This window comes from Halomonas maura (assembly GCF_030409305.1).
In the GTDB taxonomy this organism is placed as follows: Bacteria; Pseudomonadota; Gammaproteobacteria; order Pseudomonadales; family Halomonadaceae; genus Halomonas; species Halomonas maura.
Window position 1 is genome coordinate 71,959 of sequence record NZ_JAUFPQ010000029.1, and the last position, 13,087, is coordinate 85,045.

The 13,087-nt window shown below is 68.9% G+C and carries 14 protein-coding genes; 4 read left to right on the forward strand and 10 right to left on the reverse strand.

Features of this window, described 5'->3' with window-relative positions:
• Window positions 1-71 precede the first annotated feature (71 nt).
• Window positions 72-404 carry a YkvA family protein gene (locus QWY76_RS18805; RefSeq protein WP_290313054.1) on the reverse strand — a complete coding sequence of 111 codons (333 nt, stop codon included), beginning with the start codon at window positions 402-404 and terminating at the stop codon, window positions 72-74.
• 153 nt (window positions 405-557) lie between these two features.
• On the opposite strand from QWY76_RS18805, the gene QWY76_RS18810 reads away from it, so the two are divergent.
• Window positions 558-2,507, forward strand: coding sequence for a transglycosylase SLT domain-containing protein (locus QWY76_RS18810; protein ID WP_290313055.1), 1,950 nt, complete (start codon window positions 558-560; stop codon window positions 2,505-2,507).
• Between the two features lie 67 nt (window positions 2,508-2,574).
• Here QWY76_RS18810 and QWY76_RS18815 read toward each other — a convergent pair whose 3' ends face one another.
• Complete coding sequence (locus QWY76_RS18815; RefSeq protein ID WP_290313056.1) at window positions 2,575-3,219, reverse strand: LysE family translocator; 645 nt, start codon at window positions 3,217-3,219, stop codon at window positions 2,575-2,577.
• An 11-nt stretch (window positions 3,220-3,230) separates the two neighbouring features.
• Entirely contained in the window at window positions 3,231-3,656 is a 426-nt protein-coding gene (locus tag QWY76_RS18820; protein WP_290313057.1) for an NINE protein, read from the reverse strand.
• Window positions 3,657-3,962: 306 nt separating this feature from the next.
• On the opposite strand from QWY76_RS18820, the gene QWY76_RS18825 reads away from it, so the two are divergent.
• Window positions 3,963-4,169, forward strand: a complete 207-nt coding sequence (locus tag QWY76_RS18825) for a cold-shock protein (RefSeq protein ID WP_126483679.1) — start codon at window positions 3,963-3,965, stop codon at window positions 4,167-4,169.
• A 92-nt stretch (window positions 4,170-4,261) separates the two neighbouring features.
• Here the strand turns inward: QWY76_RS18825 and QWY76_RS18830 are convergent, their stop codons facing one another.
• The 3 genes from QWY76_RS18830 to yegS all read right to left on the reverse strand — a co-directional run bounded on the left by QWY76_RS18830 (window position 4,262) and on the right by yegS (window position 6,419).
• Window positions 4,262-4,963, reverse strand: a complete 702-nt coding sequence (locus QWY76_RS18830; protein WP_290313058.1) for a hypothetical protein — start codon at window positions 4,961-4,963, stop codon at window positions 4,262-4,264.
• A 61-nt stretch (window positions 4,964-5,024) separates the two neighbouring features.
• Window positions 5,025-5,453 (reverse strand): VOC family protein, encoded by a 429-nt coding sequence (locus QWY76_RS18835; RefSeq protein ID WP_290313059.1) that lies wholly within the window; start codon window positions 5,451-5,453, stop codon window positions 5,025-5,027.
• Window positions 5,454-5,486: 33 nt separating this feature from the next.
• Window positions 5,487-6,419 carry a lipid kinase YegS gene (gene yegS, locus QWY76_RS18840; RefSeq protein WP_290313060.1) on the reverse strand — a complete coding sequence of 311 codons (933 nt, stop codon included), beginning with the start codon at window positions 6,417-6,419 and terminating at the stop codon, window positions 5,487-5,489.
• Between the two features lie 133 nt (window positions 6,420-6,552).
• On the opposite strand from yegS, the gene QWY76_RS18845 reads away from it, so the two are divergent.
• Entirely contained in the window at window positions 6,553-8,151 is a 1,599-nt protein-coding gene (locus QWY76_RS18845) for a cation:proton antiporter family protein (protein ID WP_290313061.1), read from the forward strand.
• A gap of 105 nt (window positions 8,152-8,256) precedes the next feature.
• Window positions 8,257-8,544 carry a hypothetical protein gene (locus tag QWY76_RS18850; protein ID WP_290313063.1) on the forward strand — a complete coding sequence of 96 codons (288 nt, stop codon included), beginning with the start codon at window positions 8,257-8,259 and terminating at the stop codon, window positions 8,542-8,544.
• Window positions 8,545-8,612: 68 nt separating this feature from the next.
• On the opposite strand, the gene pepN is transcribed toward QWY76_RS18850, so the two are convergent.
• The 4 genes from pepN to QWY76_RS18870 all read right to left on the reverse strand — a co-directional run bounded on the left by pepN (window position 8,613) and on the right by QWY76_RS18870 (window position 12,968).
• Window positions 8,613-11,243, reverse strand: a complete 2,631-nt coding sequence (gene pepN / locus QWY76_RS18855; RefSeq protein WP_290313064.1) for an aminopeptidase N — start codon at window positions 11,241-11,243, stop codon at window positions 8,613-8,615.
• A 79-nt stretch (window positions 11,244-11,322) separates the two neighbouring features.
• Window positions 11,323-11,700: a YbaN family protein gene (locus QWY76_RS18860; protein ID WP_290313065.1), complete on the reverse strand. Its 378-nt coding sequence runs from the start codon at window positions 11,698-11,700 to the stop codon at window positions 11,323-11,325.
• A 153-nt stretch (window positions 11,701-11,853) separates the two neighbouring features.
• Complete coding sequence (locus QWY76_RS18865; protein WP_290313066.1) at window positions 11,854-12,381, reverse strand: Hsp20/alpha crystallin family protein; 528 nt, start codon at window positions 12,379-12,381, stop codon at window positions 11,854-11,856.
• Window positions 12,382-12,482: 101 nt separating this feature from the next.
• On the reverse strand, window positions 12,483-12,968 hold the full coding sequence (locus QWY76_RS18870; protein WP_290313067.1) for a YajQ family cyclic di-GMP-binding protein: 486 nt from the start codon (window positions 12,966-12,968) through the stop codon (window positions 12,483-12,485).
• Window positions 12,969-13,087: the final 119 nt, after the last annotated feature.

Sequence of the window (13,087 nt, forward strand, 5' to 3'; positions counted from 1 at the left end):
CGTCGGCCGGGCTCGACACAAAGTCAAACGTTCGACTCAATCTAGCCGGATCGCCTCACCCTGACAATGCCTCAGGGCAAGGCCGTGTCGTCGCCGCCCTCCTTCCAGGCGCGATAGTCGGCCAGGCTCCGATCGACGCGGGTCAGCAGCCAGCCGACCACCACCACGTCATCCATCAGGCCCAGCAGCAGCAGGACATCGGGGATCAGGTCCAGCGGCGAGAGCAGGTAGGCCAGCGCCGCGAGCATCCACAGCAGCGCCGACCAGGGCACCGGCCGGTAGCGGCCGCGGAGCACGTCGGCGAGCATCGGGCCGAACAGGCGCAGGGCACGGCGCATCTGCCCCAGCGCCCGGGAGCGGTGCTTGAGGCGCTGGAGCAGCGCCAGACCATTGAATCCAGCCATCTCGTCCTCCTTGCCGGCAACGGCGATTGCCGCTAAACGATAAGAGAGTCGCTGGGCGTCGGCCAGCGACGACACTACTCAAGGCCTTCGCCATGGGCGACCATGGTGACCCTCTCCACCGCACCACGCCAGCCCAACCAACGAGGCGACACGATGCCAAGGTTCCCCCTTGCTCCCTGGAAGTCCCTGCTGACCGCCGCCCTGCTCTGCCTGCCCGCGGTCGTCCACGCCGAGCCCGGCGACCGCGCCATGCGCGATGCGCTGCAGGCGGCGCGCCAGCACCGCTGGCAGGCCATCGACCCGGCCGCCATCGATGACCATGTGCTGGCCGGCTACGTCGACTATCACCGGCTCAAGGCGCGCCTGCCCGCCGCCGAGCCCGGCGAGGTGCAGGCCTTCCTCGAGCGCCATGGCGACTCGCCGCTGGCCGGCTGGATGCGCGCCCGGGCCATCTCGGCCTATGGCGAGGCCGGCCGCTACCGGCGCCTGCTCGCCGTGGCCGACGGCGAGCCCTCGGGGACCGCACGCCAGTGCCATTACTATACCGCCCTGCTGGACGAGGCGCCCCAGACGGCCGCCGAGGGCGGCCGTCGGCTGTGGGCGGTCGGCCGCTCCCAGCCGGATGCCTGCGACCCCCTCTTCGCCACCCTGCGGGCCCGGGGCGAGATCGGCTCGGGGGCGATCTGGGAGCGCCAGATGCTGGCCTGGCAGGACGGGGAAACCGGGCTGGCCCGCTACCTGGGCCGCATGCTCGGCGACGACTGGAACACTGGCCAGGCGGCCATGCAACGCCTGCAGCAGGACTACGCGGCGATCACCCGGGTGCCCACCTGCATCGGCCCCGACTGCCGGGGCAGCGGGGCGCTGTTCGCCGCCGCCATGCATGGCTTCACCCGCGCGGACACCGAGGCGGCCCTGGAGGCCTGGCGCAAGGTGGCGCCGAGCCTGACGATCGACAACGCCCGCCGCGAGGCCATCGAGCGTGACCTGGCGTTCTATTCCCTGGTCCGCGATATCGACCAGAACCGCGGCTGGGTCGACGGCGTCCTGCCGCGGCTGGCCGACAGCGACCTGTATGAGCTGCGCACCCGGGTGGCGCTGGCCGACCGCGACTGGGCGGGCGTGATCGACTGGATCGCGCGGCTCCCCGAGGCGGAGCGCGGCGAGGCTCGCTGGCAATACTGGCTGGCCCGCGCCCACGAGCAGCGCGGCGATGACGCCACCGCCCAGGCGGCCTATCGGCGGGCCGCCGGCGAGCGCGACTTCTACGGCTTCGCCGCTGCCGACCGGCTTGGCCAGCCGTATGCGCTGAAGATGGCATCGACCAGCATCGCAGCGACACAGCGCCAGGCCATCGCCGAGAGCCCCGCGGTGCGTCGCACCGAGGCGCTGCTGCGGATCGGCGAGCCGGGACTGGCCGCCAGCGAATGGTACAACGCCGCGGCGAATGCCTCGCCGCAGGAGGCCCGGGCCATGGCCGACTATGCCCAGCGGCAAGGCTGGCATGCGCGCCTGGTGCAGACCACCATCGCCGCGAAGCTGTGGGACGCCCTGGAGTGGCGCTTCCCCGAGGCCTACCGCGAGCATTTCCTGCGCTGGGGCGAGGTCACCGGTGTCGATCCCTACCTGCTGATGGGCATCGCCCGCCGCGAGAGCGCCTACAATCCCGAGGCGCTCTCCCCGGCCGGCGCCCGGGGCCTGATGCAGCTGATGCCGGCCACCGCCGCCGAGGTCAGCCGGCGGCTGGGCCTCGACGACCCGGGCCCCTATGGCGTGCTGGAGCCCGCCGTGAACATCCGCCTCGGCAGCACCTATATCGGCGAGATGCTCGATCGCTACCGGGGCAATCGCCTGGCCGCCACCGCGGCCTACAACGCCGGCCCGCACCGGGTCGACCGCTGGCTCAAGCAGGCCCCCGAGGCCTTCGACCTGTTCGTCGAGAGCATTCCCTTCCGCGAGACGCGCCACTATGTGCAGGCGGTGCTGACCTACCGGGTGATCTTCGCCAGCCTGGCCCAGGGCGGCGCGACCCGGGGGATCTCCCTGCTGACGCCGGCGGAGCAGAGCATGCGCTACGACGGCTCCTTGCTGGCCCGCAACTAGGCGGCGCCCCCAACGCGACGGCCCCGGCAGATGCCGGGGCCGTCGGGGCATGGGCCAGGCGGGGTCCTCAGCCGGGGGCGCGCGTCATCGCCAGCTTGACCCCGAAGGCCACCAGCACCCCGCCGGTCACCGCATTGAGCCAGCGGGAGAAGGCCGCACTCGCCAGCCAGCGCCCGGCCCGCCCTACCAGCACCGCCACGGCGACCTGCCACAGGTTGGCGACCACGAAGTGGACCCCGGCCAGCCACAGCGACTTGGCCAGCGCCGGGTCCCCCGAGGCGATGAACTGCGGCAGGAAGGCCATGTAGAAGACCACCGTCTTGGGGTTCAGCACGTTGGACAGCAGCCCCTCGCGCAGGGGGCGCCAGGCCGGCACCCGCGCGTCCTCGCCGACGACCCCCGCCACCGGCAGGCCCTGGCCGCGCCGCGCCGCCCGCAGGGCGCCCACGCCCAGCCAGATCAGGTAGCCGGCCCCGGCGAGCTTGAGCATCCCGAAGGCCCAGGCCGACTGCAGCAGGATCAGCGAGATGCCCAGCGCCGAGACGGCGGCATGCACGAACAGGCCGCTGCAGATCCCCAGGCTGGTCAGCACGCCGTCCCCCAGCCCGCCCCGGGCGGTATTGCGGATCACCAGCAGGGTATCCACGCCCGGCGTGATACTGAGCAGGGTGATGGCCACCAGAAACGGCCAGAACTGGGCGTCGAGGAGCATCGCCGGAGCCCTCAGCCGTTGAAGAGGCCACGCTTGGCATGGCGCATGGAGATCTGGTCGTTGAGGGTCCAGAAGTCATAGAGCACCCCCAGGCCGAACAGCCCCAGGGTGCACAGGTAGACGAGGCCGGTGAACCACTTGCCGAGGTAGAAGCGATGGAGACCGAAGACGCCGAGGAAGGTCAGCAGCAGCCAGGCCAGGGTGTAGTTGGTCGGCCCGGCCTGGAAGCGCAGGTCCGCCTGACGGTCCATGGCGGGGATCAGGAACAGGTCGATCAACCAGCCGATGCCGAGCAGCCCCAGGGTGAAGAACCAGAGGGTGCCGGTGACCGGCTTGCCGTAATAGAACCGGTGGGCGCCGAGGAAGCCGAACAGCCACAGCAGGTAGCCGATCAGCTTGCTGTGGGTGTCCTGGGAAGCGATGCGGGTGTGGGTCATCTCGAGTCTCGTCTAATGCCGTTCCGGTCTGCCCCGGTCGCTGGACGACCGGGGGCTTTCGATCTACAGTGACCTTGCGGGCGGAAGCACCAGTCTCCCTGCGGCACTCGGTTGACGCAACCCTGGCGCTGATGCACTATCCGCTGCGTTGGTCAGCAAGCAGAAAAGTCGTCAGTTGTACATCGATTCCTTCGATACACCCGGTGCGCACTTCTTCCTTGTCTTGCCCACGCACTACGGGCTCGCGGTGCGGTCCCCGACCGGGCCGGCCCAGCACCATCATTTAGTTAGTTAAGGAAATCGACAATGGCAACTGGCACTGTCAAGTGGTTCAACGACACCAAGGGCTATGGCTTCATCTCTCCGGACGACGGCGGTGATGACCTGTTCGCTCACTTCTCCGAGATTCAGGCTGAAGGTTTCAAGTCCCTGCAGGACGGTCAGAAGGTCACCTTCGAGGTCACCCAGGGCAAGAAGGGCCTTCAGGCCTCCAACATCCGGGTCACCGACTGAACTCGTGACACCGCGTTGACCCGCGGCGCCGATCTCCAGCATCGGCACCAGCAAAGGCCCGCCATCGGCGGGCCTTTTTCATGAATGGCCGCTCAGGGCGCCGACTCCCCGGTCGCGGCCTCTTCGTCATCGTCCTGCGTCGCGGCGTCCTCGACGTCGGTGGACTCGCGAATCTCGCCGGGCACTTCCTGCTCGGCCTGCTCGAACTGCTCGTCGATCTTCTTGCTGGCCTCCTCGAAGCGCCGCTCGGTCTCCTCGAGGATCGCCTCGACCTCGGGATCCGAGCTGCCCTGGAGATCGGGCTCGCTGGCCGGCGAGGAGGCGTCCTCGTCGAGGGTCGTCTCCAGCTCCGTCGTCGCCTCGGCCCCCGATGCCGGCTCGGGCGACTCGCGCTCGGCCTGCTCGAACTGCTCATCGATCTTCTTGCTGGCTTCCTCGAAGCGCCGCTCGGTCTCGCGAATGATCTCGTCGACCTCGGCGCTGGTGGACTCGCCGGGCAGCGCGGTCTCCTCGCTCAGGGTGTCGGTAGCCGGCGCATCCTCCAGGGCGGCCTCGTCGGCCGATGCCTCCGCGTCCGTCTCCATCGCCGCCTCGTCCGCCGTCTCGCCCTCGGACTCGGTCGCCGTGGCGCTCGCCGCCTCGCCATCGGCCGGGTCGGCCTCGGTGGACTGTGCGGGGGCAGCCGGGCTCTCACTCGACGCCTCGGCGGGGGTACTCTCGTCATCGCCATCGCCACAAGCGGCGAGGCCGACTGCCAATGCCAGGACAACCGGCATCCAGGGTTTCATGGTCATCCTTCTCTCCCTTGAGTGGAGGGTTATTCCACCAAAGCGACACCGCCACCGCAAGGCGAGTTCACCGGGCGAACAGCTGCCCCTGGATATCCCGGAAGGCCTTGAACTCGAGGGCGTTGCCGCTGGGGTCGCGGAAGAACATCGTGGCCTGCTCGCCGGGCTCGCCGCGAAAGCGGATATAAGGCTCGATCTCGAAGCGCACGCCCGCCGCGGTCAGGCGGTCGACCAACGCCTCCCAGGCGGGCATCTCCAGCACCACGCCGAAGTGAGGAACCGGTACCCCATGACCATCGACGGGATTGCGGTGATCCTCCCGGGGCGCCTCGCCGAGGGCCGGGTCGAGGTGGCAGACGAACTGGTGGCCGAACAGATCGAAGTCGACCCAGGTATCGCTCGAGCGCCCCTCGTCGCAGCCCAGCAGTTCGCCATAGAAGCGGCGGGCCTCGGCCAGGTCACGCACCGGCACGGCGAGATGGAAGGGAGTCAGCATGGCACGACCTCCGGATGTCGATGGACGAAGGCTTCATGATGCCGCGACGGCCCGCGACTGGCCAGCACTCCCTGAGGCCAGCAGCGGGCAGTCCGCCGGCACCACCAGGTCGAGGGCGGCGGCATCGACCTCGACCCGGAAGCCCTGTCGCTGGCAAGGCTCGCCATCCAGCGTCAGCGGCAGCGGCTGCTCGCCCTCGAAGCTCAACCAGGGAGTGCGGAAGGTCTCGACGAAGGCGCCCTCGGCGGGTCGCGCCTGCAGTTCCCGGCGCATGCGCCACATGTCGCGCAGCGATCGGAAGTCGCGCAGCACCAGCACGTCAAGCAGGCCATCATCGATCCTCGCCTCGGGGGTCAACCGCTGGCCACCGCCGGAACGGGTGCCGTTTCCCAGGGCCAGCACGAACAGCGAGGCCTGACGCTCGCCACCGGCCCAGCGCAGCCGCCCCGGGTAGGGTTGGTACTGCCAGGCCTTGAGCGCACCGATCAGCGAGTAGGCGCCACCCCCCAGCAGGCGCTTGAGGCTCTTGGGGGTCGAGGAGGTGACCTCGGCGCCGAAGCCACCGGTGGCCATGTTGAGGAAGTGGCGGCCGTCCAGGTGCGGCACGTCGATGGGCCACGCCGCCTCCTGCAGGGCCACCCGCAGCGCCGCCTCGGCCTCCAGCGGCAGCCCCAGGGCGCTCGCCAGGTCATTGGCGCTGCCCAGCGGCAGGATGCCCAGGACCGGTCGCCGCTGCCGTGGCAGGCGCATCAGCCCGCAGGTGACCTCGTTGACGGTACCGTCGCCGCCCGCGGCGATCACCCGGTCGATCCCCTCCTGGCCGGCCCACTCGGCCAGGCGGGCGGCGTCGCCGGCCTCCCAGGTGACCCAGACCTCCAGGGCCAGTCCCGCGTCGCGACAGGCGAGCACCGCCTCGCGTACCGCCGGCAGCTGGGCCGCCTTGCCATTGAGGATCATCATGGCCATTGCGTTCCCCTGCTCCCTGCCGCGGTCATGCGCGCTTCACGCGGGGCCGACACGATGAAAAGATGAATGCCATTCACTTTATGACTTCCTTACACTATCCGCCTTCCCGGAACATCCGGTACAGGGAGACGTCATGATCGATCCGGCCTTCATTCTCGCGGCCTTCCTCGGCGGCCTGACCGCCATGAGCCTGCGCCTGCCGCCCCTGGTGGGGTTTTTGGCCGGCGGCTTCGTGCTCAATGCCCTGGGATATGATGCCACGCCGCTCCTCGACATCCTGGCCGATGTGGGGGTCACGCTGCTGCTGTTCAGCATCGGCCTCAAGCTGGACATCCGCACCCTGCTGCGCAACGACGTCTGGGGAGGCGCCTCCCTGCACATGCTCGCCTCGACGCTGTCGCTGGTGGGCCTGCTCTCTCTGCTCAAGTGGCTGGGCCTGCCGCTGCTGGCGGATTCCGGTTGGCAGACCCTGGCCCTGCTCGGCTTCGCGCTGAGCTTCTCGAGCACGGTCTTCGTGGTCAAGGTACTGGAAAAGCGCAGCGAGACCCAGACCGCCTATGGCCGCCTGGCCATCGGCGTGCTGATCATGCAGGACATCTTCGCGGTGGTCTTCCTCACCGCCTCCACCGGCTCCCTGCCAAGCCCCTGGGCCCTGGCCCTGGTGCTGTTGATCCCCCTGGCGCCGGCCCTGCGCGCCCTGCTCGACCGCCTGGGGCACGGCGAGATGCAGATGCTGTTCGGCATGCTGCTGGCCCTGGTGCTGGGCTATGCGCTGTTCGAGTCGCTGGGCGTCAAGGGCGACCTCGGCGCCCTGATCATCGGCCTGCTGCTGGCCCCCCACCCCGCCGCCCAGACCCTGGCCCGCTCGATATTCAGCCTCAAGGAGTTGCTGCTGGTGGGCTTCTTCCTGAGCCTCGGCCTGACCGCGATGCCCGACTGGGAACTGCTCGGCGTTGCCCTGCTGCTGGTGCTGCTGCTGCCGCTCAAGAGCCTGCTGTACCAGTGGGTCTTCCTGCGCTTCCGCATGCGCCACCGGACCTCGGTGCTGTCGACGCTGAGCCTGACCAACTACTCGGAATTCGGCCTGATCGTGGGTGCCATCGCCGCCAGCAACGGCTGGCTGCCGGCGAGCTGGCTGGTGGTGTTGTCGCTGGCGGTGGCCCTGAGCTTCGGCGCCTCGGCGATCCTCAACGGCTTCAGCGAGCGGATCTACCGCTGGCTGGAACCGCGCCTGCCGGCCATCGACATCAGCGAACTCTCCCCGAGCGACCGGCCCATCGAGGTCGGCGATGCCGAGGCGGTGGTGCTGGGCATGGGGCGCATCGGGCGCAGCGTCTATCGCCGCCTGCAGAAGGAATACGGGCTGCAGGTGCTGGGCATCGACAGCAACCCCAAGAGCATCAAGCGCCTCACCGCGCTCGGTTTCAACGTGCTGGAGGGGGATGCCGTGGATTCCGACTTCTGGGACAAGCTGCTGATGTCGCCGGACGTGCGCATGGTGGTGCTGGCCATGCCCCACCATGCCGGCAACCTCTTCGCCCTCAAGCAGCTGCGCTCGCGCCGCTTCCAGGGCCGCATCACCGCGGTGGTGGAGTTCCCCGAGGAGATCGAGCCGATCCGCGAGCTCGGCGCCCACGCCGTCTTCCACGTCTACGACGAGGCAGGCCGGGCGCTCGCCGACAGCGCCGCGGAAGAGGCCGGCATCGCCTCGCGGACCAGCCAGCTGGGCTGAGCCCCGCCTTGCCTTGCGCGAGGCCTTGTCGCGATACTTGAACCTTGATCCCGGGGCCGGCGGCACCCTGCCGCCGGCCCCTGCTGCCACAGGACCCCAGACTCCATGCAAGACGCCTTCGACGTCATCGGCCAGGCCTTCGGCCAGTTCATCCGCTACCTCGTCGACGCCCTGTTGGGCTTTTTCGGCGGCCTCGACGATGCCGCGAGCGGCTTCCTCCAGGGCACCTCCGACACCCTCGGCATCGCCCCCTCGCTGCTCAGCCTGCTGGTGCTGGCCTTCGGCCTCTGGCTGCTGTGGAAGGCCCTGCGTGCGATCCTGCGCCAGGCGATCATCGTCGCGCTGATCTGGGCCTTCCTGGGGGCGACCGTGCTCAGCTGGCTGATCCACTAGGCGGCCGGCCAGACGCGACGACGCCGCCCCGGGAGGCGGCGTCGTCGCGTCTGGCGAGGACCGACGGGTCAGGCCAGCGCCTTCTCGATCACCTCATAGACATTGGCCGAGAGTTTCTCGCCGCGGATGCGCTCGAGCTCGGCCTTCATCAGGGCCTGGCGGGCCTCGTCGAAGCGTCGCCAGCGGGTCAGCGGCGTGACCAGCCGGGCGGCGATCTCCGGGTTCAGCCGGTTGAGCTCGATGACCACGTCGGCCAGCAGCCGATAGCCCTCGCCGTCGAGGCGGTGGAAGTTGACCCGGTTCTGGGCGAAGGCGCCGATCAAGGCCCGGACCCTGTTGGGGTTGGTCAGCGAGAACGCCGGGTGGTCCATCAGGAACTTGACCCGCTCCAGGGCATCCGACTGCGGACGCGTCACCTGGATGCTGAACCACTGGTCCATGACCAGCGGATCGTGCGCCCACTTCTCGCCGAAGGCCCGCAGCGCCGGGTCCGCGAGGTCGCCGCGGCTGCTGTGGGTCAGCAGGGTCAGGGCCTGGCGCACGTCGGTCATGTTGTGGTCCGCCTCGAACTGGCGACGGGCCAGCTCGATGCCTTCCTCGTCCTCGATGCTCATCAGGTAGGACAGGGCGACGTTCTTCAGGCTGCGCGCGCCGATCTGCTCGGGCTCCGGCGCGTAGGGCGCGTCGAGGCGGTTCGCCGCGTAGACCCGCAGGAAGTCGTCGCGCAGCGCCAGCGCCAGGGACTGCTTGACGAACAGGCGGGCCGCGTGGATGGCATCGACGTCGACCAGCGGCTGCTGCTCGGCGATATAGGCTTCGGAGGGCAGGGTCAGCATCTCCGCGAGTACCGCCTTGTCGTCGGTCTCGGTATCGAGCAGGGCCCGGAAGGCCTCCACCACTCGCGGGTCCATGACCTTCTCGACGCCGTTGCGATGGGCGGCGATCAGGTCGTCGAGGGCCAGCAGCGCCAGGCGCTGGCCGGCATCCCAGCGGTTGAAGCCATCGCTGTCGTTGGCCAGCAGGAAGGCCAGGTCCTCACGGGAGTAAGGGTAGTGCAGCTTGACCGGTGCCGAGAAGCCGCGCAGCAGCGACGGCACCGGGGCCTCCTCCACGTCGGTGAACACGAACTCCTGCTCGTCCTCGCGCAGGTGGATCACCGCATCCCGGCCCAGCGCCTCGCCGTCCAGGGTCAGCGCCAGGTCGCGCCCGGTCTTGGTGCCGACCAGGCCCAGCCGGACCGGGATGTGCAGCGCCTGCTTGTCGGGCTGGCCCGGCGTGGCCGGGGTGCGCTGGCGCAGCACCAGGCGATAGACGCCGTTGGCGTAGTCGTACTCGCCGTGGGCATCGATCTCCGGGGTGCCGGCCTGGGAGTACCAGCGCATGAACTGGTCGAGGTCCTGGCCGGAGGCCTCCGCCATGCAGCCGACGAAGTCCTCGATGGTCACCGCCTGGCCGTCGAAGCGCGTGAAGTAGCGGTCGGCGCCGCGCCGGAAGGCCTCCACGCCCACCAGGTTGCGCAGCATGCGCACGATCTCGGCGCCCTTCTCGTAGATGGTCAGGGTGTAGAAGTTGCCGATCTCGATGTAGTGATCCGGCCGCACCGGATGGGCGGTGGGCCCGGCATCCTCGGCGAACTGGGCGGTGCGGAAGAAGGAGGCCTCCTCGATGCGCTTGACCGGCGCCGAGTTGGTATCCGCGGAGAAGCACTGGTCGCGGAAGACGGTGAAGCCCTCCTTCAGCGACAGCTGGAACCAGTCGCGGCAGGTCACCCGGTTGCCCGACCAGTTGTGGAAGTATTCGTGGGCGACGATGCCCTCGACCCGCTGGAAGGCGGCATCGGTGGCGGTGTGGGGATGGGTCAGCACCGCCGCCGAGTTGAAGATGTTGAGCCCCTTGTTCTCCATGGCGCCCATGTTGAAGTCGTTGACCGCCACGATCATGAACAGGTCGAGGTCGTATTCCCGGCCGTAGCTCTCCTCGTCCCAGCGCATGGCACGCTTCAGGGAGGCCATGGCGTGGTCGGTCTTGCCCAGGTTCTCTTCCTCGACCCAGATCTGCAGGGTGACCTCACGACCGCTCAGGGTGGTGAAGCGGTCCTCGACCTTCTGCAGGTCGCCGGCCACCAGGGCGAACAGGTAGCTGGGCTTGGGGTGGGGATCCTCCCAGGTCACGAAGTGACGCTCGCCGGGCAGGCTGCCCCGCTCCACCGGGTTACCGTTGGACAGCAGCACCGGCAGGCTCGCGGCATCGCCGATCAGCGTGGTCGAGAAGGTCGCCATGACATCCGGGCGATCGGGATAGAAGGTGATGCGGCGGAAGCCCTCGGCCTCGCACTGGGTACAGAACATGCCGCCCGACTGGTAGAGCCCCTCGAGCGCCGTGTTGTCCTCGGGCACGATCTCCACCTCGGTGTCCAGCAGGAAGCGCTCCGGCACTCGCTCCACCCGCAGGCCGCGCTCGGTGAGCGCATACTCGTCCGCCCCCAAGGGCTGGCCGTCGATGGCGATGGCCTTGAGGTCGAGCTGCTCACCGTCGAGTTCCAGCGGCTCGCCGGCCTGCCGCTCGGGGTGACGCTCGAGGTGCAGGCGTGCCTTGACGCGGGTGGCGGCGGGGTCGAGGTCGAAGGTCAGCTCGGTGTGGGTGACCCGGTAGGCGGGAGGGCGGTAGTCGCTCAGGTAGATCGGTTGCGGTTCGGACATCGAGGATGGCTCCTGTCGAGAATTGCCGGCCATTGTACGGCGCTCCCAGCCCGAACCTCAAAGTGGCGGCGGCAGCCCCTCAGGGCTCGGCGACAGGCTCCGGTCGGGTGACGATCCACAGGCCCACCAGCGTGAGCCCGGCAATCAGCCCCAGCTTCAGCCACAGCTGGCCGACGGTGAGGACCAGCACCAGCATCGAGACGGCCAGCATGGCGCCGGCCAGCCACTTGGCATGGCGGGGAATCGCCCGCTCCCCTTCCCAGGCCGTCACCGCCGGCCCGAAGCGGGGATGGCGACGGATCCAGCCGGCGAAGCGCGGCGAGCCCTTGGAGGCCGACCAGACCGCCAGCAGCATGAAGCAGGTGGTGGGCAGCAGGGGCAGGAAGGCGCCGATCACGCCCAGCAGGAAGCTGATTCCGGCCAGGGTCATGAAAGCGGCACGGCGTGCTTGGGACATCGGGCGCTTACTCCCTGTGGCGACGAAGGCGCGTCACCCTCATTGAAGCGCATCGCCCCACCGCCTGCCAATGACCTTCGTCAATGGCCACGGCAGGCCGGCCCTATGGCGGGCGACGTCGCGGCGGGCGCCCTGCGGGGCCCGCCGCGGGCCTCAGCCATTGATGGGAATCTCCCGGCGAGAGGCCTTGGCCTCGCCGCTGCGCGGGACGGTGATCCTGAGCACGCCCTTGTCGAAGGCGGCCTCGATGCCGTCGAGCCGGGCATCCGCGGGCAGGTCGAGCAGGCGACGGAAGCTGCCGTAGGAGCGCTCCACCCGCTGGTAGCGATCCTCCTGGCGGGTGGTCTCCTGGCGCTTCTCGCCCTCGATGATCAGGCGATCGGCATCCAGGCTCAGCGTGAGGTCCTGCTTCTCGACGCCGGGCACCTCGACGGTGATCAGGTAGTCATGGTCGCGTTCGGCGATATCCAGGCGCGGACGCAGCAGGGCCGGCATCTCGCCGAACCGCGTGGCCACGGAGGGCATGCCGAACTGGCGCATCATGCCGTCCATCCAGCGATCGAGTTCCTGGTGCATGTTGGCGAGCGGTGCCGGCTCGCCGCCACGGGCCTCGCCGGCGGTCGGTGCATCATGGCCCTCGCTGCGAAACCAGTTCCAGGGAGAGAATTTCTGCAGGTCCATACGCCACCTCCTCGTTCAACGTGACGCAGTGCACAAACGATGCTTGCCTTGCGGCACTAACAGAAATGGTGGCGGAGGCGACCATTTCAAGGCCACCCGGGTCAGTCGCGGAAGTTGTCGAACTGCAGGGGCAGGTCGGGGCCATCCTCGCCCTTGAGCAGGGCCATGACGCGCTGCAGGTCGTCGCGCTTCTTGCCGGTGACCCGCACCTGCTCGCCCTGGATCTGGGCCTGGACCTTGAGCTTGGTGTCCTTGATGCGCTTGACGATGTCCTTGGCCTCCTTCTGCTCCAGCCCCTGCTTGAGCAGGACCGTCTGGCGGGCGCGGACCCCGGAGAGCTCCGGCTCCTGGACATCCATGCAGCGCGGGTCGATGCCCCGGGCGATCAGCTTGTTGCGCAGCACGTCGAGCATCTGGCGCAGCTGGAAGTCCACCTCGGCCTCCAGGGAGACGGTCTCGCCGCTGAGTTCGAAGCCCGCGGTGACGCCCTTGAAGTCAAAGCGGCCCTGCAGCTCGCGGTTGGCCTGGTCGACGGCGTTGCTGGCTTCATGCTTGTCGAATTCGGAGACGATGTCGAAGGAGGGCATGGGGACTTCCCGATGGTGGAGTTGCCGCCATTCTAAGGGCCAGGGGCTCGGTCGCCTAGCTGTGTAAATCCACCAGGTTGTTCATCGAAATCCCTAGCCGGCTGACCGGAGGCCGATAA